An 18550-nucleotide genomic window follows, 5' to 3' on the forward strand; every position below is an offset into this window, starting at 1 on the left:
GGATCAAATTGTTTCAGGAGGAACCAACGCATGCGTTCACCTCGCCGGGTCGCGATCCTGGGCGGCAACCGAATTCCCTTCGCCCGCTCCAATGGTGCCTATGCCACCGCCAGCAACCAGGCGATGCTCACTGCCACGCTCGAGGGGCTGATCGAACGTTATCGCCTGCATGGCTTGCGCATGGGCGAAGTGGTCGCCGGTACGGTGCTCAAGCACTCGCGTGACATGAACCTGACCCGTGAATGCGTGCTGGGTTCGCGCCTGTCGCCGCAAACCCCGGCCTATGACATTCAGCAAGCCTGTGGCACCGGGCTGGAGGCGGCGCTGCTGGTGGCCAACAAGATTGCCCTGGGGCAGATCGACTGCGGCATTGCCGGTGGCGTGGACACCACCTCCGATGCACCGATTGCGGTAAATGAAGGCTTGCGCCACATCCTGCTGCAGGCCAACCGTGGCAAAAGCCTGGTCGAACGGCTCAAGCCGCTGCTGAAGCTGCGCCCCCACCACCTGAAACCCGAGTTGCCGCGCAATGGCGAGCCGCGTACCGGCTTGTCGATGGGCGAGCACTGCGAACGCATGGCCCAGGCCTGGCACATCGAGCGTGCCGAGCAGGACCAGCTGGCACTGCTAAGCCACCAGCGGCTGGCCGCTGCCTACGCCGAAGGCTGGCAGGATGACCTGCTGACGCCGTTCCTGGCGCTGACCCGCGACAACAACCTGCGCCCTGACCTGACCCTGGAGCAACTGGCCCGGCTCAAGCCAGCCTTCGACCGCAGCGGCCAGGGCACGCTGACGGCCGGTAACTCCACACCGCTCACCGACGGTGCTTCGCTGGTGCTGTTGGGCACTGAGGAGTGGGCGGCGCAGCAAGGGCTGTCGGTGCTGGCGTATCTGGTCGATGGTGAAACGGCGGCGGTGGATTTCGTCACTGGCCGCGAAGGGCTGTTGATGGCGCCGGTGTATGCGGTACCGCGGCTGCTGGCGCGTAATGGGTTGAGCTTGCAGGATTTTGACTACTACGAGATTCACGAAGCCTTTGCCGCCCAGGTGCTGTGTACGCTCAAGGCCTGGGAGGATGCCGACTACTGCCGCCAGCGGCTGGGGCTGGAGGCGCCGCTTGGGGCAATCGACCGCAGCAAGCTCAACGTCAAGGGCAGTTCGCTGGCGGCCGGACACCCGTTCGCGGCGACCGGCGGGCGGATCCTGGCCAACCTGGCGAAGCTGTTGGCTCAGGCCGGGCAGGGGCGTGGGTTGATTTCGATCTGCGCGGCGGGTGGGCAGGGGGTGACTGTCATCGTCGAGCGCTGAAACCAAGCCCTGTAGGAGCGGCCTTGTGTCGCGATAGGGCTGCAAAGCAGCCCCAGCAATTTGTGCGTCTGCGCTGAAACCCTGGGGCTGCCTTGCAGCCCTATCGCGACACAAGGCCGCTCCTACACGTTGACCGATCAGCTGTCCCGGCTGTTAGGCTTGTCTGCTCAGAACTACAAGAAACCGCCATGCCGACCATCGGACAACCCCGCGCCATCCCGGCGCTGGCCCGCCTGCCCAGGCCTTTGTATGCCCGCGCCGAAAGCCTTGGCGCCGGCTCCTGGACCACTCGCCACCAGCACGACTGGGTGCAATTTTCCTACGCCATCAGCGGTGTACTGGGCGTCTATACCCAAGAAGGCAGCTACTTCGCCCCGCCGCAGTGGGGGGTGTGGATACCTGCCGATGCCGAACACGAAGTGGTTACCTCGATGCAGGCCGAAATGCGCAGCCTGTACGTGCGCCGTGACGCCTGCGCGTGGGCGCCGGCGCGATGCCGGGTGCTGGAGGTGACACCGTTGGCGCGCGAACTGATCAAGCAGTTCTGCCTGTTCCCGGCAGATTACCCGGAAGGCGACAGCGCCGAAGCGCGGCTGGTGGCGGTGCTGCTCGACCAGTTGCGCACGCTACCCGAGGTCGGCTTCTCGCTGCCGTTACCGCGCCATCCGGGGTTGCTGGCGTTGTGCAACGGCCTGATCGCTGCCCCGGAACAGCCGCAGACCTTGCAGCAATGGGCGCGCCAGCTGGGCTGTTCGGAAAAGACCTTGATGCGGCTGTTCCAGCGGGAAACCGGCTTGAGCTTTCGTAACTGGCGCCAGCGCATGCGGCTGCTGTCGTCGCTGGCCTTGCTGGAGGCGGGGGAGAATGTGACCGCAGCGGCGTTGGGCTGTGGCTATGACTCTACGTCGGCCTATATTGCGGCGTTCAAGCAGCTGTTCGGGGCGACGCCGGGTGAGTTGAAACTCTGATCGTAGGTCCCCGGTACTGGCTGCTTCGCCGCTGATCCCGCGAAGCAGCCAGTACCGATATTGCATCAGGTACGGAACCTGCGTACCAGCGCATCCAGTTCGTTGGACAGCCCGGCCAGGCTCTCCGAATCCACCCGGGCTGCCTGGGCCAGTTCGGCAACCAGCTGCGCATCCCCGTGAATCTGGCTGATGTGCCGGTTGATGTCCTCGGCCACCTGATGCTGTTCCTCGGCCGCCGTGGCGATCTGGGTGTTCATGTCGCGGATCACGTCCACCGACTCGCGAATCTGCCCGAAGCTGTCACGGGCCATGCCGATGCGGCTTACCGATTGCTGGGAAACTTCCAGGCTGGCATGCATCTGAGCGGCCACTTCGGCGGTGCGGCTGGCCAGGTTGCCGAGCAGGCCATCGATCTCGGCGGTGGAGTCGGCGGTGCGCTTGGCCAGCGCCCGCACTTCGTCGGCGACCACGGCAAAGCCGCGGCCCTGCTCACCGGCGCGGGCCGCCTCGATGGCGGCGTTGAGGGCCAGCAGGTTGGTCTGTTCGGCAATCGAGCGGATGGTGCCCAGGATCGACTGGATAGCGTTGCTGTCGCGCTCCAGCTGCTGGATCGACTGCGCCGATTGCTCGATCTCCTGGCTCAGGCGGTCGACACTGTGCACCGCTGCGTCGATCTGCTGCTGGCCTTCCCGGGCCTGCTGCTGGCCGCTGTCGGCCGATTGCGCCGCCTGGCTGCAGGAACGCGCTACTTCGTTGGCAGTGGCGACCATCTCGTGGAAAGCGGTCGAGACCATGTCCACGGCTTCGCGCTGGCGGCCCGCCGCTTCGGCCATGTCGCTGGACACGCGGGTGGAGCTGGTCGAGGTGCTGAGAATCTTGCCGGCTGCAGCCCCGATGTGCTGGATGAGGCTGCGAATGGCACCGAGGAACTGGTTGAACCAGTTGGCCAGTTGTGCGGTTTCGTCGCGGCCGCGAATTTCCAGGTTGCGGGTCAGGTCGCCTTCGCCCTGGGCGATGTCTTCCAGGCCGCTGGTGACGCTGTTGATCGGCCGCACGATCAGCTTGGCGAAGGTTGCACCGACCACGGCGAACAGTGCCGCCAGCACCACGGCCACGATACCGATCAGCCAGGTCAGGCGGGTGGTGGTCTGCATCACTTCGCTTTGCTCGATCAGGCCGATCAAGGTCCAGCCCAGCTGTTCATCCGGGTAGATGTTGGCCATGTAGCGCACGCCACCAAGCTCCACTTCAGCCAACCCTTTGCCATGCTTGGCCAGTTCGGCGTAGCCGTCGCCAAAACTCGCCAGTGGCTTGAAGTTGTGCTTGGCGTCACGCGGGTCGACCAGCACGTTGCCGTTGTTTTCCACCAGCAGCACGTAGCCGCTCTCGCCCAGCTTGATCTGCTGCACGATCTCGGTCAGGCCTTTGAGCGAGACGTCGACGTTGACCACGCCGCCGGGGTTGCCCAGCTGGTTGGCGACGGTACGCACGGTGCTGACCAGCACGGCATCGTCGGGCGCCCAGTAGTAGGCTTCGGTGCGCAGGGTCTTGCCAGGGTTGGCCATGGCCAACTGGTACCAGGGGCGGGTGCGGGGGTCGTAGTTGACGAACTTCTGCCCGGCCGGCCAGCCGACGTAACCACCGTCACTCACCCCGTAGGACAGGTAGGCATAGGCGGGGTGCGAGGTGGCCAGGCGGGTCATGAACTCCAGCACTTTGCTGGCCTGCTCGCCCAGTTCGTAGGACGGCGTCGCGCTCATGTACTTGTTCAGTTCGCTGCCGGTGGCGGCGACCAGGGGCTGCGCCGCCATGTACTCGACGTTCTGGTTGATGCCCTGGAAGAAGATGTTCATCGCGTTGCTGACCTGGCGGATTTCCCGGCTGCTGCCGTCCAGGAAGCCGTCGCGTGCTTCGCCACGCAGATTGAGGACCACCAAGGTGGCCACCAGGACGATGGGCAAGCCGGCAATGACCGCGAATGCCCAGGTCAGTTTTTGTTTGATGCTCATCGATGCCCCCGGATTGTTATTGTCGCTACTCGAAGCAGGTAACAATTACATCGGCAGCATCTGGGTTTAATGTAGGAAAAGTCCCCGTATTTATTGGATCAAGTCGCGGGCGAGTGACTAGCGGTCGTGTTTGAACCGATGGGGCCTGCTGCAAGCACGGGGCGCCTCAGTGACAGCAGCCGCCCGCAGCGCCATTTGCCAGGTCCTTGAGGATCGGGCAATCCGGGCGGTCGTCCCCCTGGCAGTGGGAAACCAGCTCCCCGAGGGTGTCGCGCAGGCTCACCAGTTCCTCGATGCGGCGGTTCAGCTCATCGATGTGCTGCAGGGCCAGCGCCTTGACATCGGCGCTGGCACGCTGGCGGTCTTGCCACAAGGTCAGCAGCTTGCCAACTTCCTCAAGGGAGAAGCCCAGGTCGCGGGAGCGCTTGATGAATGCCAGGCTGTGCAGGTCTTCGGCCTGGTACAGGCGGTAGCCGCTGTCGCTGCGTGTGGCGGGCTTGAGCAGGCCGATGGACTCGTAGTACCGGATCATCTTGGTGCTGAGCCCGCTGCGGCGGGCGGCCTGGCCGATGTTCATGGAGCCTCCTGGGTATCGCTGGTGGGTTTCCAGGCCTTGAGCCACAACGCGTTGCTCACCACGCTGACGCTGGACAGGGCCATGGCGGCGCCCGCCAGTACCGGGTTGAGGTAACCCAGCGCGGCCAGCGGGATGCCGATGAGGTTATAGATGAACGCCCAGAACAGGTTCTGGCGGATCTTCGCGTAGGTCTTGCGGCTGATCTCCAACGCAGCCGGCACCAGGCGCGGGTCACCGCGCATCAAGGTGATGCCGGCGGCCTGCATGGCCACGTCGGTGCCGCCGCCCATGGCAATGCCGATATCGGCGGCGGCCAGCGCCGGCGCATCGTTGATGCCGTCGCCGACCATGGCGACCACGCCATCGCGCTTCAATGCGGCCACGGTTGCCGCCTTGTCGGCCGGCAGCACTTCGGCATGCACATCGTCGATGCCCAGCGCGTCAGCCACCACCTTGGCGCTGCCGCGGTTGTCGCCGGTCAGCAGGTGGCTGCTGATGGCTTGTGCATGCAGGGCCTCGATCGCCTGCGCGGCGCCGGGCTTGAGGCTGTCACCAAAGGCGAACAGGCCCAGCACACGGGGCTGCGTGCCGCGTTCGACCAACCACGACAGGGTGCGCCCTTCGGCTTCCCAGGCTTGGGCCAGGGCAGCCAGGTCTCCGGCTGGCAGGGCGCTTTCGTCGAGCAGGCGGCGGTTGCCAAGGGCCAGCTCGCGGCCTTCCACCCAGCCGGCGATGCCGCGCCCGGCCAGCGCCTGGCTGCCGGTGACGGCGGGGACATCCAGCCCTTGTTCGGCACAGGCAGCCAGCACCGCCTTGGCCAGCGGGTGTTCGCTGCCGCGCTGCAGGGCGCCAGCCAGGCGGTGCAGGTCGGCGCTGCTGCCTACCTGCGCCTGGCTGTGCACTACCCGCGGGCTGCCGGAGGTGAGGGTGCCGGTCTTGTCGAACACCACGCGGTTGACCGCATGCGCACGTTCCAGGGCTTCAGCGTCCTTGATCAGGATGCCGTGGCGGGCGGCGACCCCGGTGCCGGCCATGATCGCGGCGGGGGTGGCCAGGCCGAGTGCACAGGGGCAGGCGATGACCAGCACGGCAACGGCGTTGATCAACGCGATTTCCAGCGGCGCGCCGGCCAGCCACCAGCCGCCCAGGGTAACCAGCGCCAGCACCAGCACGGCCGGGACGAACACCTGGCTGACCCGGTCGACCAGCTTCTGGATCGGGGCCTTGGCGGCCTGGGCGTCTTCGACCAGGCGGATGATGCGTGCCAGCACGGTTTCGGTGCCCAGCGCCTGGGTGCGTATCAGCAGCCGGCCTTCGCCATTGATGGCGCCGCCGGTGACGTTGTCGCCAGGTTGCTTGGGCACCGGCAGGCTTTCGCCACTGATGAGCGCTTCATCGGCATGGCTGTTGCCGTCCTCGACCTTGCCATCGACCGGAAAGCGCTCGCCAGGCTTGACCAGCACCAGGTCGCCGAGGCGCAGCTGGGCGATGGCAACGTCTTCTTCGCGGCCATCGACGACGCGCACGGCCCGTTCCGGGCGCAGGGCTTCGAGGGCGCGGATGGCGCTGGCGGTCTGGCGTTTGGCGCGGCTTTCCAGGTACTTGCCCAGCAGCACCAGGGCAATCACCACGGCCGAGGCTTCGAAATACAAGTGTGGCGCCATGCCCGCCGAAGCCTGCGCCCATTGGTACAGGCTCAGGCCGTAACCGGCGCTGGTACCCAGGGCCACCAGCAGGTCCATGTTGCCGGCGCCGGCGCGCACGGCCTTCCAGGCCGCCACGTAGAAGCGGGCCCCGAGCACGAACTGCACTGGCGTGGCGAGCACGAACTGCACCCAGGCGGGCAACATCCAGTGCACACCAAACGGTTGTAGCAGCATGGGCAACACCAGCGGCAAGGCCAGCACCAGGGCCGCGCCGACGGCCAGGCGTTCGTGGCGCAGGCGCCGCTGGGCGGCAGCTTGGTCGTCCCGGGCCGTTTGCGGCAGGCTGGCGCTGTAGCCGGCCTTTTGCACCGCGTCGATCAGCAGGTTGTCGTCGACGGTCGGCAGCACTGCGAGGTGTGCCCGTTCGCTTGCCAGGTTGACACTCACCTGCTCCACACCGGGCAGCTTGGCAAGGGCACGCTCCACGCGCCCGACGCAGCTGGCGCAGGTCATGCCGCCGATCTGCAGCTCGACGGTGCGGGTGGGCACGCTGTAGCCGGCTTCGCGTACGGCATCGACCAGCGCAGGCAGGCTGTTGGCCGGGGCCTGGATCCGGGCCTGTTCGGTGGCGAGGTTGACACTGACCTGCTCGGCGCCGGTGACCTTGCGCAGGGCGCGTTCGACCCGGCCGGCACAGCTGGCGCAGGTCATGCCGGCGATCGGCAGGTCATAAGTGGTAGATGCGGGCATGGGCTCTCCTCCTTGGGCATGCCGCCAGCATCAACCTTGCCACGCGGGTAAGGTCAATAGCCCAGGCCGGCTCGTTGCAACTCCAGCCCATGTTGCCCCATGGCGATGCGGTATTTGTTGATCTGGCCCGCCTGCAGGTTCAATCGTGTGCTGCGTTGGTCCTCGATGCCTGGCGCGCAGCCCGGCATTTGCCCGGGCAACATGCGCAGGCGCACATCCACGGGGCCTGCTGGCAGGTTGAACGAGGTGGACTGCTCCTGGAATACGCGCCCGGAGAGCTGGTCGTTGAGGTAGATGCCGATTTCACAACTGGTGGCCACTTCCAGGCGCTCGCGGGAAATGATCAGTACGCTGTAGTCCGAGTTGCCCTCGGCGCTGGCCGGTGGCACCGCAGCCAGCGTGCTCAATAGCCCGACGGCGCCCAATACTGCCCTGAACATGAAGAATCTCCTGCTTGCCTGATCGTCAAAGGCGCAGCTTGGCCGACGCGCGCGCGGATTTCCACCCCGGCAGTTGTTGGCAAGACTTGACCTTGACCCGGTGGCAAGCTTGAGACTGGCCAAAACTGAAGGAGGTAAACCCCATGCAAGTGTTCAATGTACAAGGCATGACCTGTGGCCACTGTGTGAAGGCCGTGACCCAGGCGGTGCAGGCGCAGGATGCTGCGGCCAAGGTGGAATTCGACCTGGCGGCCAGGCAGGTACGGGTGCACAGCGAGCTGGCGCAGGAGCAGATCCTCAACGCCATCCGGGAAGAAGGCTATCAAGCCGAAGTGGCATGACCGGCCAAGGCCGCTCCTCCACGGGCCGCGGCGAACAGGCAAGATTGTTGCAAATGTTTTCGTACTGATGGGGTGCATAGCAGGTAGAATCAAATACTTGCTTAGCCTGCTATGGATTCCTGATGAACCTGCGAATGGTGCTCATCCTGGGCGCACTCAGTGCGTTCGGGCCCTTGGCGATCGACTTCTACCTGCCAGCCTTCCCGGCCATGGCGCAGGCGTTCGCCACCGATGAAAAACACGTCCAGATCACCTTGGCGGCCTATTTCCTCGGTTTGTCCATCGGCCAACTGGCCTATGGCCCGGTGGCTGACCGCTTTGGTCGACGCAAACCGCTGATGTTCGGCGTGACCCTGTTCACCCTGGCGTCGCTGGCCTGTGCCTATGCTCCCAACCTCGACACCCTGGTGCTGGCGCGGTTTGTCCAGGCATTGGGCGGTTGCGCCGGTATGGTGCTGTCGCGCGCCATCGTCAGCGACAAGTGCGACCCGGTGGCCTCGGCCAAGGTGTTTTCGCAATTGATGCTGGTCATGGGCCTGGCGCCGATCCTGGCGCCGATGCTCGGTGGGGTACTGGTGAACCTGGCCGGCTGGCAATCGATCTTCCTCGCCCTGAGCCTGTTCAGTGCCGGTTGCCTGCTGGCAATCAGCCTCGGCCTGCCGGAAAGCCTGCCTGCGCACATGCCGCGCCAGCCGTTGTCTGGCGCCTTGCGCCAATACCTGCGGCTGTTCGCTGACCGGGTGTTCCTCGGCCATGCCTTGACCGGCAGCATCGCGATTGCCGGGATGTTCGCCTACATTGCCGGCTCACCGTTCGTCTTCATCAAGCTCTACGGTGTGCCGGCCGAGCATTACGGCTGGTTGTTCGGCACCAATGCTGCCGGTTTCATCCTCGTGGCGCAGGTGAATGCCCGTTTGCTGGCCAAGCGTGGCCCGGCATTCCTGCTGGCCCGGGCGGTTTGGCTATACCTGGCTGCCGGGCTGGTGCTGCTGGGCGTGGCGGCGCTGCGGCCGGCGCAGTTGTGGCCATTGTTGGTGCCATTGTTCGTGTGCATCGCCAGCCTCGGCTGCATCATCCCCAATGCTTCGGCTTGTGCCATGAGCGGGCAGGGTGCCCGGGCTGGCAGTGCCTCGGCGCTGATGGGCTGCCTGCAGTTCAGTGTCGCTGCCGGCGCGGCGGCGCTGGTCGGGCTGCTGCATGACGGCAGTGCGATACCGATGGCGCTGGTAATCAGTTTGTGCGGCGCGCTGGTCGTCAGTGTCGCGCTGCTGACCCGGCGCTTGCAGGCCAGGGCTCGCGCATAAGCGGGTGAGGTGCCTGCAGGCGGGTTTCCAGCGTGGCGACGAAGGCACGCGCTTCGGCCTCGCTGCGGAAACTGACCACGTGTTGATCGAGTTGCACCTGCCACGGGCAGGCAGGGTTTCGGCTAGACGTGCTGACGACAATCTTCATCGCGGCATACCTCCACAGGGAAACAGCCGCTGTAGTGTAGCGCCGCCCCTCCTGCCTGCCATGGCCTGCAACAGCGTCCTGACTGACGGTCGAGCAGGCTGGTTCGCCAGTCCTTCTGCACCCCAGGGCGCAACGCCCATGAGCGCGTGGAACCTTCGCTTTGGTCTGCGTTATTTGTGGAAGGCAACTGTCGGGCACATCCGAAGTTGTGCCTGGTGTTTCTACCGTGCTACGTCGCGGCCCAGCAGGCTGTGCGCCCCGGCTGCTTCAGCGCGCGGCTTGGGGTGGGTTTGCAGGTTTGTTCCCGGTTCACCATGGGTACACCTACCCAGTTGTTTCCGCGCGGAGGTGCCGCCGCGCTAGGGCTGCCTGAGTGGCGTTTTTTGCGGCTTATACTGGCGAGCCAGGCCAGTGCCAGCGAGAGGTGCTTCCCTGCCAGGGTTGGCCATCGCATCCACACAGTGAACTTGCAGGGAGTTACAGGGACATGAACGCAGCCAGCAGTATCAGCCAGATCGCCAGCCTGATGGCCGACCCCAAGCGCAGTGCCATGTTGTGGGCATTGATCGATGGCACACCACGCTTGGCCAAAGAGCTTGCGGTGATGACCGGCCTGACCTCGTCATCGGCCTGCGCTCACCTTTCCTTGTTGTCGTCTGCCGGCTTGCTCCGGCATGAAGCGCGCGGGCGCAAGCGCTATTTCTGCCTGGCGACTCCGCAGGTCGGGGCCGCAGTGGAGGCGCTGGCCAGTGTCCAGCTGGAAAGCGCCAAGGGGACGCAGGCCAAGGCATCGGTGGCACCCTTGCCCATGTCGGTACGCCGGGCGCGCCGCTGTGGTGATCATCTGGGCGGGGAGCTGGCCAGTGAGCTGTATCACCGCCTGGTGGTCGCCGGCTGGCTGGAGGGCAGTGGTCGGCAGCTGATGGTCAGTGATGAAGGGCGGGCGCAGTTGGCGCTGGTCGGGGTCTACATAGATGCGCTGGCGCCTCACCAGCAACGTGGCTGTGTGATCTGCCACTGCACCGAGCGCAACGACCAGGGGCCGCATCTGGGCGGCGTGCTGGGGCAGGCCTTGTTCAGGCTGTTCCTTCAATCTGGCTGGATGCGCGAGGCCGAAGATACGCGGGCCTTGCATATCTCGGCGTTGGGCATCCAGCAGATCAATCGCATTGCCCGCGTGGCGACGTTGCAGGTCGGCTGACCGCAACGCCGTCATTCATTCAGACCAACCGCGCATCCAGGCTGTTCTGGGCCAGGCGACGGGCCTGGGCTTCGGTCATGCCCAGGTGGGTGTACAGGGCGTGGAAGTTTTCGGTGACGTAGCCACCGAAGTAGGCCGGGTCGTCCGAGTTGACCGTCACCTTCACGCCGCGCTCGAGCATGTCGAGGATGTTGTGCTGGCTCATGTGGTCGAACACACAGAGCTTGGTGTTCGACAGCGGGCACACCGTGAGCGGGATCTGCTCGTCGATGATGCGCTGCATCAGGCGCTCGTCCTCGATAGCGCGCACACCGTGGTCGATGCGCTTGACCTTCAGCAGGTCCAGGGCCTCCCAGATGTACTCGGGTGGGCCTTCTTCACCGGCATGGGCAACGGCGGCGAAGCCTTCGCTACGAGCGCGATCGAACACACGCTGGAACTTGCTGGGCGGGTGGCCCATTTCCGAGCTGTCCAGGCCAACGGCAATGAACGCATCGCGGAACGGCAGCGCCTGGTCGAGGGTTTTCTGCGCTTCTTCTTCGCTGAGGTGGCGCAGGAAGCTGAGGATCAGGCCACTGCTGATGCCCAGTTGTTTGCGGCCATCCTTGAGCGCGTGGTCGATGCCATTGAGCACCACTTCGAAGGGGATGCCACGGTCGGTGTGGGTTTGCGGGTCGAAAAACGGTTCGGTGTGGATGACATTCTGTGCCTTGCAGCGTTGCAGGTAGGCCCAGGTCAGGTCGTAGAAGTCCTGCTCGGTGCACAGCACGTCGGCGCCCTGGTAATACAAGTCGAGGAATTCCTGCAGGTTGTTGAAGGCATAGGCACCACGCAAGGTTTCCACGTCGGCCCACGGCAAGGCGATCTTGTTGCGCTCGGCAAGGGCGAACAGCAACTCGGGCTCCAGCGAGCCTTCCAGGTGCAGGTGCAGTTCGGCCTTGGGCAGGGCGTTCAACCAGTCATACATAGTGGGTCATCTCGATCAGGTACGGTTGCTGCCATTCTACAGGGCCTGGCTGGGCAATGCGCCCGGCCAGGCTGCAACCCGCTGAATCACCAGACCAGGGGTTCGCCCTTGTAGTTGATGAAACGCAGGCCGCCGTGGCCGCTTTGCGCCTTGATCTGTTCGAGCATGCCGCGGGTACTGGTCAGCACGTCAATCTCGGCGTTCTCGCCGCCCATGTCGGTCTTTACCCAGCCTGGGTGCATGGCCAGCACACACAGGTCGGGACGTTGCTGCTCGACGACGAAGCTGTTGATCATCGAGTTGAGTGCTGCCTTGCTGGCCTTGTACAGGCAGATCTCGCCACCGTCGGGGATGGTCACGCTGCCCAGGATCGAGCTCATGAAGGCCAGCACACCGCTACCTTCACGGACCTGGCCGACCAGGCGGCGGGCCACGCGGATCGGTGCCACGGCGTTGGTCATGAACAGCTCACCGATGTCCCTGTTCTGCACGGCTTCCAGGTCTTGGGGCAGGGGCCCCATGATGCCGGCGTTGACGAAGACCAGGTCGAACACCTGGCCTTGCAGGCGCTGCTTGAGGCCATCCAGCTGGGCCGTGTCGTTCATTTCCAGCTGCTCGATACGCACGCCGGGCACATCGGCCAGCGCCCCGGGCTGCTGCGGGTTGCGCACGGTGGCGGTAATGTTCCAGCCGTCCTCATGCAGGCGTTGCACCAGGCCAAGGCCCAATCCGCGCGAGGCGCCGATGATGAGGGCCGATCTTGAAGAAGCCATAGGATCATTCCTTTATCGGTGTATGAAAAGGTAATGAGCATACGTCACTGTGGGCACCGGTGCCCGTCCTCTGAGTGCATAAAAATTGATCAGTGACCCACGGTCCTGCGTGGCCGGGCGCCTGGCCTGTTGGCGCACGGGTTATCCACAAGCTGTTCCACAGTTATTGTGTGCAAGTTCAGAGGAAGGGCTGGGATTTTTGCCATCGCATTGGGGATAACTCGTGAGGTTTCAGCTGTTCGAAGCTGTCCCAATGCTCTGGTTAAAAAATGAACAATTCTCTGCGAGTCCTGACAACATTGGCCTGCAAGCGAGTGCCCCAAGCTTATCCACAGGCCGGCCCACAGTTGTTGTGGGCAATGTTCAGCGCGCTTCGAGCAGAATGCGCCCCCGGCTAAGGTCGGCCAGTTGCTGCTGCAATGACGCCAGGTGGGCATCGCCGAGGGCAATCAGCAGATCAACACCATTGGCAGTGAACTGCTCGTCGAGCACCAACCCGTCAACCTCCGCCAGGCGCAACTTCACCAGCGCCAGTTCGCTGAAACCGCAGCTGCAGGTGAATTCGCTGCGTTGCACCAGCAGCCGCTTGGGGGCCTGTTGCAGGCACTTGTTGGCACCGCCGCCGTAGGCCCTGGCCAGGCCACCGGTGCCCAGCTGGATACCGCCGTACCAGCGGATCACCAGCACCACCACCTGGTCGCAGTCCTGCGCTTCGATGGCTGCCAGGATCGGTCGCCCGGCGGTGCCCCCCGGTTCGCCGTCATCACTGCTGCGGTACTGGGCGCCAAGCTTCCAGGCCCAGCAGTTGTGGGTAGCGGCCAGGTCGCTGTGGCGTTCGATGAAGCTCATCGCTTCCGCGGCACTGCTGATGGGCCCGGCGAGGGTGATGAAGCGGCTTTTGCGGATTTCCTCGCGGAATTCGCACAGGTCAAGCAGGGTAGAAGGCATAAATGACGGTCAGGCAGCCGGCTTGATGCCGCAGCCTTTCAGGATGATGTGGATAAGGTTGTTGCTCGCGTCTTCCATGTCCTGCTTGGTCAGGCGGCTACGACCGGTAACCTGGCAGATCTGGGTAGCGAAGTCGGCGTAATGCTGGGTGCTGCCCCAGAGCAGGAAGATCAGGTGCACCGGGTCGACCGGGTCCATCTTGCCGGCCTCGATCCAGGCCTGGAACACCGCGGCCCGGCCGCGGAACCATTCGCGGTAGTCGGCACTGAAGTACTCGGTCAGGCAGGTGCCACCGCTGATCACTTCCATGGCGAAAATCCGCGAGGCTTGCGGGTTGCGCCGGGAGAATTCCATCTTGGTGCGGATGTACTGGCTCAGGGCTTCGGCGGGGTCGTCGTCGACGCTCAAGGCGTTGAAGGTGCTGTCCCACAACTCGATGATGTTGCTGAGCACGGCAATGTACAGGCCCAGCTTGTTGGTGAAGTAGTAGTGCAGGTTGGCCTTGGGCAACCCTGCCTTGAGGGCGATGGTGTTCATGCTGGTGCCCTTGAAACCATGGCGGGCGAACTCGTCTTCGGCGGCCTGGATAATGGCCTGTTCGTTCTTCTGGCGGATGCGGCCCGCGGGCTTGCCCGAGGTGGCGAGGCGATGCGCAGGGACTTCTAGGGTCATGGACGATTCCGTACGGGTCAGTGGCTGCGGCTGTCGGACAAGATTACCTGCCTGCGCCGAAGTGACAAGCGTTAGCGGCAAAGACTGGCATCAGCGTGTCGCAGCCAGGCTCTCGAGGAAGCTTTCCAGCACCAGGTTTGGCCGCCGGCCCTTGCGCGTTACCCAACTGAGGCTCAGGTCGTAGAAGCGTTGCCGGGGCTTGAGCGCCCGCAGGCGGCCTTGCTGTACCCAGAACGTGGCGTAGTGGTCTGGCAGGTAGCCGATGTAACGCCCGGTAAGGATGAGAAACGCCATGCCCTCGCGGTCCGAAGCGCTGGCCGTGCAGTTCAGGGCCTGGTAATGGGCCTGGATCTCGGCCGGCAGGCGGAAGGTGGGGGCGATGGCTTCCTGGCTGTTGAGGCGGTCGTCATCTACCTGCTGGTCATCGGCGTAGAACAGCGGGTGGCCGACGGCGCAGTACAGCAGCGAACGCTCGCTGTACAACGGCTGGTACTCCAGGCCCGACAGCGGGCTGGTCTGCGGCACCACGCCGACGTGCAGGCTGCCGTCGAGCACGCCGTGTTCGACCTGGCTGGGGGCGATCATGCGGATCTGGATGCGTACATCGGGGCCACGGTCCTTGAGTTCGGCCAGGGCATGGGTGATGCGCATGTGCGGCAAGGTGACCAGGTTGTCGGTCAGGCCAATGTTCAGCTCACCACGCAAATGCTGGTGCAGGCCGTTGACTTCGGTGCGGAAGCTTTCCAGGGCGCTGAGCAATTGCAGGGCCGAATGGTAGACCTCGCGGCCTTCCTCGGTCAGCGAGAACCCGGCGCGACCGCGCTGGCACAGGCGCAGGCCCAGGCGTTGCTCCAGGTCGTTCATTTGCTGGCTGATGGCCGAGCGACCTATGCCCAGCACGTTCTCGGCAGCCGAGAAGCCCCCGCACTCGACGACGCTGCGGTAGATCTTCAGCAGGCGGATGTCGAAATCGCTGACTTGGGCGAGTGGATCGGGGCGTCGGCTCATCAGTTTAGTCAGGGCCTGTCTGAAGGTTAGAAATGTTGGCTTTTTCAGACTTTATCGCCGTGCCACCTTAGCTGCAACAACATCCATCGTTGCCTAATCGTCTTCCGAGGAACCGCAATGAACATGCCCGAAACCGCCAGCGCCGGTATCGCCAGCCAGCTCAAGCTGGATGCCCACTGGATGCCCTACACCGCCAACCGCAACTTCCAGCGCGACCCGCGCCTGATCGTGGCGGCCGAAGGCAACCACCTGGTCGATGACACGGGGCGCAAGATCTTCGACGCGCTGTCCGGCCTGTGGACCTGTGGCGCCGGGCACACCCGCAAGGAGATCACCGAGGCGGTAGCCCGCCAGGTCGGTACCCTGGATTACTCTCCGGCCTTCCAGTTCGGCCACCCACTGTCGTTCCAGCTGGCCGAGAAAATTACCGAGCTGACCCCGGGCGACCTGAACCATGTGTTCTATACCAACTCCGGTTCCGAGTGTGCCGACACCGCCCTGAAGATGGTGCGCGCCTACTGGCGCCTGAAAGGCCAGGCGACCAAGACCAAGATCATCGGCCGTGCCCGCGGCTACCACGGCGTGAATATCGCCGGCACCAGCCTGGGGGGTGTCAACGGCAACCGCAAGCTGTTCGGCCAGTTGCTGGATGTCGACCACCTGCCTCACACCGTGCTGCCGGTGAACGCGTTCACCAAGGGCCTGCCGGAAGAGGGCGGCATCGCCCTGGCCGACGAGATGCTCAAGCTGATCGAGCTGCACGATGCGTCCAATATCGCGGCGGTGATCGTCGAGCCACTGGCGGGTTCGGCTGGCGTACTGCCGCCGCCAAAGGGTTATCTGAAACGTCTGCGTGAAATCTGCACCCAGCACAACATCCTGCTGATCTTCGACGAAGTGATCACCGGTTTCGGCCGCATGGGTGCAATGACGGGTGCCGAAGCCTTCGGCGTGACCCCGGACCTGATGTGCATCGCCAAGCAGGTGACCAACGGCGCCATCCCGATGGGCGCGGTCATTGCCAGCAGCGAGATCTACCAGACCTTCATGAACCAGCCGACCCCGGAATACGCCGTGGAATTCCCACATGGCTACACCTACTCGGCCCACCCGGTAGCTTGCGCCGCCGGTATCGCGGCACTGGACCTGCTGCAGAAGGAAAACCTGGTGCAGTCGGCTGCCGAGCTGGCGCCGCACTTCGAGAAGCTGCTGCACGGCGTGAAGGGCACGAAGAACATCGTCGACATCCGCAACTACGGCCTGGCCGGCGCGATCCAGATCGCGGCCCGTGACGGTGATGCCATTGTGCGTCCGTACGAAGCGGCGATGAAGCTGTGGAAGGCTGGCTTCTATGTGCGCTTTGGTGGCGACACCCTGCAGTTCGGCCCAACCTTCAACACCACGCCGCAGCAACTGGACCGCCTGTTCGACGCAGTGGGCGAGACCCTGAACCTGATCGACTGATCTTTCCGATTCTGGGGTCAGGTGCGCGAGCAGATCGCGCGCCTGGCTCAACCTTCTTTATCTGGAGTTTTGCATGAGCATTGTTCAGCACCTGATCAACGGCGAGCTGGTTACCAAGGGTGAGCGCAGCGCCGATGTCTTCAACCCGTCCACTGGCCAGGCTGTACGCAAGGTCGAGCTGGCCAGCCGCGCGACCGTGCAGCAGGCGATCGACTCGGCCAAGGCGGCCTTCCCGGCGTGGCGCAACACCCCACCGGCCAAGCGTGCCCAGGTCATGTTCCGCTTCAAGCAGCTGCTGGAGCAGAACGAAGCTCGCATTGCGCAGATGATCAGCGAAGAACATGGCAAGACCCTGGAAGACGCTGCCGGCGAACTGAAGCGTGGCATCGAGAACGTCGAGTTCGCCTGTGCAGCGCCAGAAGTGCTGAAAGGCGAGTACAGCCGCAACGTCGGCCCCAACATCGACGCCTGGTCCGACTTCCAGCCGCTGGGCGTGGTTGCCGGTATCACCCCGTTCAACTTCCCGGCCATGGTGCCGCTGTGGATGTATCCGTTGGCCATCGCCTGCGGTAACGCGTTCATCCTCAAGCCTTCCGAGCGTGACCCGAGCTCGACCCTGTACATCGCCCAGCTGCTGCACGAAGCCGGCCTGCCGAAGGGCATCCTCAACGTGGTGCATGGTGACAAGGAAGCGGTGGATGCGCTGATCGAAGCGCCGGAGGTGAAGGCCCTGAGCTTCGTCGGTTCGACCCCGATCGCCGAGTACATCTATGCCGAAGGCACCAAGCGTGGCAAGCGCGTGCAAGCCCTGGGCGGTGCCAAGAACCACGCAGTGCTGATGCCCGATGCCGACCTGGACAATGCGGTCAGCGCACTGATGGGCGCGGCCTATGGTTCCTGCGGCGAGCGTTGCATGGCCATTTCGGTAGCGGTGTGCGTGGGTGACCAGGTGGCGGATGCGCTGATTGCCAAGCTCGAACCGCAGATCAAGGCGCTGAAGATCGGTGCTGGCACTTCGTGCGGCCTGGACATGGGCCCGTTGGTGACTGCTGCAGCCCGTGACAAGGTGGTGGGCTACATCGACGAGGGTGTTGCTGCTGGCGCCAAGCTGGTGGTGGATGGCCGAGGCTACCGAGTAGCCGGTAATGAGGATGGCTACTTTGTGGGTGGCACCTTGTTCGACAAAGTGACCCCGCAGATGCGCATCTATAAGGAAGAGATCTTTGGCCCGGTGCTGTGCGTGGTGCGCGTGAACAGCCTGGAGCAGGCCATGCAGCTGATCAATGATCACGAATATGGCAATGGCACCTGCATCTTCACCCGTGACGGTGAAGCGGCGCGGCTGTTCTGCGACGAGATCGAAGTGGGCATGGTCGGTGTGAACGTACCGTTGCCAGTGCCGGTGGCTTACCACAGCTTTGGTGGCTGGAAGCGTTCGCTGTTTGGTGACCTGCATGCCTATGGGCCGGACGGGGTGCGTTTCTATACCCGTCGCAAGGCGATCACCCAGCGCTGGCCGCAACGCGCCAGCCATGAGGCTTCGCAGTTTGCCTTCCCTAGTTTGTAAGGGATAGTGAAGAAGCGGGGAGGCCGGTAGGCCTCCCCGCTTTGTTTTTGGGGTGCTGGGTGGTTTGCCTTGGTTTTTGGGGTGGGGCGTGAATCGAGCGCCGCCCGCGCGGCGCTCGATCTCATGGGCGCCGAAGGTGTAGGCGAGCATCTGGTGGCCTTGATAGGGTCTTCGCCTGAAATATTCCAGCCTAATGAACTTAAAGGTTGACGCGGTTTCGAATGCCCTTATAATGCGCCCCACTTCCAGCGACATCGGAACGAAAAACTCCTTATTGATCAATGAGTTAAGTAGTGATGAAGAAGCTGAAAGGGCTACGATCGAATGATCGGCAGCGGTCGAGATGAAGGTTGACAGCGTTTCAAAACGCTGTATGATTCGCCTCCCGCTACGAGAGATCGCAGCGAGTCAAGTGTTTGAAGCTAAACGAGTTTCTCGCAAAAAACTTCAAAATAAACG

17 protein-coding genes and 1 pseudogene are annotated in these 18550 nt (G+C 63.9%); 7 read left to right on the forward strand and 11 right to left on the reverse strand.

The window, feature by feature from the left end; all coding sequences use genetic code 11:
* Window positions 1-30: 30 nt before the first annotated feature.
* Together JKP78_RS05590 and JKP78_RS05595 are read left to right on the forward strand one after the other, a co-directional pair.
* Entirely contained in the window at window positions 31-1308 is a 1278-nt protein-coding gene (locus JKP78_RS05590; RefSeq protein WP_200626207.1) for an acetyl-CoA C-acetyltransferase, read from the forward strand.
* A gap of 188 nt (window positions 1309-1496) precedes the next feature.
* The gene (locus JKP78_RS05595; protein ID WP_186689649.1) at window positions 1497-2276 is read left to right on the forward strand and encodes an AraC family transcriptional regulator; all 780 of its coding nucleotides are present in this window, start codon (window positions 1497-1499) and stop codon (window positions 2274-2276) included.
* Window positions 2277-2341: 65 nt separating this feature from the next.
* On the opposite strand, the gene JKP78_RS25375 is transcribed toward JKP78_RS05595, so the two are convergent.
* From JKP78_RS25375 to JKP78_RS05615, 5 genes and pseudogenes are all read right to left on the reverse strand, one after another.
* A complete protein-coding gene (locus tag JKP78_RS25375; protein WP_372241560.1) occupies window positions 2342-3109 on the reverse strand; it encodes a methyl-accepting chemotaxis protein in 768 nt (255 codons plus the stop codon).
* A gap of 90 nt (window positions 3110-3199) precedes the next feature.
* Window positions 3200-4285 (reverse strand): annotated as a pseudogene (locus JKP78_RS25380) (HAMP domain-containing protein); the annotation flags it as partial.
* Between the two features lie 166 nt (window positions 4286-4451).
* The gene (gene cueR, locus JKP78_RS05605; RefSeq protein WP_170028119.1) at window positions 4452-4862 is read right to left on the reverse strand and encodes a Cu(I)-responsive transcriptional regulator; all 411 of its coding nucleotides are present in this window, start codon (window positions 4860-4862) and stop codon (window positions 4452-4454) included.
* The gene (locus JKP78_RS05610) at window positions 4859-7258 is read right to left on the reverse strand and encodes a heavy metal translocating P-type ATPase (protein ID WP_200626208.1); all 2400 of its coding nucleotides are present in this window, start codon (window positions 7256-7258) and stop codon (window positions 4859-4861) included. The genes cueR and JKP78_RS05610 overlap by 4 nt, the downstream gene beginning before the upstream one ends.
* 53 nt (window positions 7259-7311) lie before the next feature.
* The gene (locus JKP78_RS05615) at window positions 7312-7698 is read right to left on the reverse strand and encodes a hypothetical protein (RefSeq protein ID WP_186689643.1); all 387 of its coding nucleotides are present in this window, start codon (window positions 7696-7698) and stop codon (window positions 7312-7314) included.
* 143 nt (window positions 7699-7841) lie between these two features.
* Between JKP78_RS05615 and JKP78_RS05620 the strand changes: the two genes are divergently transcribed.
* Together JKP78_RS05620 and JKP78_RS05625 are read left to right on the forward strand one after the other, a co-directional pair.
* Entirely contained in the window at window positions 7842-8039 is a 198-nt protein-coding gene (locus tag JKP78_RS05620; RefSeq protein ID WP_200626209.1) for a heavy-metal-associated domain-containing protein, read from the forward strand.
* Between the two features lie 122 nt (window positions 8040-8161).
* Entirely contained in the window at window positions 8162-9343 is a 1182-nt protein-coding gene (locus JKP78_RS05625) for a multidrug effflux MFS transporter (protein ID WP_200626210.1), read from the forward strand.
* Here JKP78_RS05625 and JKP78_RS25035 read toward each other — a convergent pair.
* Window positions 9294-9491, reverse strand: coding sequence for a hypothetical protein (locus JKP78_RS25035; RefSeq protein ID WP_225931920.1), 198 nt, complete (start codon window positions 9489-9491; stop codon window positions 9294-9296). The genes JKP78_RS05625 and JKP78_RS25035 overlap by 50 nt on opposite strands.
* A 487-nt stretch (window positions 9492-9978) precedes the next feature.
* Here JKP78_RS25035 and JKP78_RS05630 point away from each other — a divergent pair, with 487 nt between their 5' ends.
* The gene (locus tag JKP78_RS05630; RefSeq protein WP_186689637.1) at window positions 9979-10692 is read left to right on the forward strand and encodes an ArsR/SmtB family transcription factor; all 714 of its coding nucleotides are present in this window, start codon (window positions 9979-9981) and stop codon (window positions 10690-10692) included.
* 19 nt (window positions 10693-10711) lie between these two features.
* Here JKP78_RS05630 and JKP78_RS05635 read toward each other — a convergent pair whose 3' ends face one another.
* The 5 genes from JKP78_RS05635 to JKP78_RS05655 form a co-directional block, all read right to left on the reverse strand.
* Window positions 10712-11659 (reverse strand): adenosine deaminase, encoded by a 948-nt coding sequence (locus JKP78_RS05635; RefSeq protein ID WP_200626211.1) that lies wholly within the window; start codon window positions 11657-11659, stop codon window positions 10712-10714.
* Window positions 11660-11745: 86 nt separating this feature from the next.
* Window positions 11746-12432, reverse strand: coding sequence for an SDR family oxidoreductase (locus JKP78_RS05640; protein ID WP_186689633.1), 687 nt, complete (start codon window positions 12430-12432; stop codon window positions 11746-11748).
* 363 nt (window positions 12433-12795) lie between these two features.
* On the reverse strand, window positions 12796-13380 hold the full coding sequence (locus tag JKP78_RS05645) for an IMPACT family protein (protein WP_170028127.1): 585 nt from the start codon (window positions 13378-13380) through the stop codon (window positions 12796-12798).
* A gap of 9 nt (window positions 13381-13389) precedes the next feature.
* Window positions 13390-14052, reverse strand: a complete 663-nt coding sequence (locus tag JKP78_RS05650) for a TetR/AcrR family transcriptional regulator (protein WP_170028128.1) — start codon at window positions 14050-14052, stop codon at window positions 13390-13392.
* 90 nt (window positions 14053-14142) lie between these two features.
* Window positions 14143-15063 carry a LysR family transcriptional regulator gene (locus tag JKP78_RS05655; protein ID WP_186689751.1) on the reverse strand — a complete coding sequence of 307 codons (921 nt, stop codon included), beginning with the start codon at window positions 15061-15063 and terminating at the stop codon, window positions 14143-14145.
* 114 nt (window positions 15064-15177) lie between these two features.
* On the opposite strand from JKP78_RS05655, the gene JKP78_RS05660 reads away from it, so the two are divergent.
* Together JKP78_RS05660 and JKP78_RS05665 are read left to right on the forward strand one after the other, a co-directional pair.
* A complete protein-coding gene (locus tag JKP78_RS05660; protein ID WP_170028129.1) occupies window positions 15178-16524 on the forward strand; it encodes an aspartate aminotransferase family protein in 1347 nt (448 codons plus the stop codon).
* Between the two features lie 73 nt (window positions 16525-16597).
* Window positions 16598-18091, forward strand: coding sequence for a CoA-acylating methylmalonate-semialdehyde dehydrogenase (locus JKP78_RS05665; RefSeq protein ID WP_186689629.1), 1494 nt, complete (start codon window positions 16598-16600; stop codon window positions 18089-18091).
* Window positions 18092-18550: the final 459 nt, after the last annotated feature.

Origin of the sequence: Pseudomonas sp. LAM2023 (genome assembly GCF_016620375.1) — a bacterium.
Classification (GTDB): domain Bacteria; phylum Pseudomonadota; class Gammaproteobacteria; order Pseudomonadales; family Pseudomonadaceae; genus Aquipseudomonas; species Aquipseudomonas anuradhapurensis.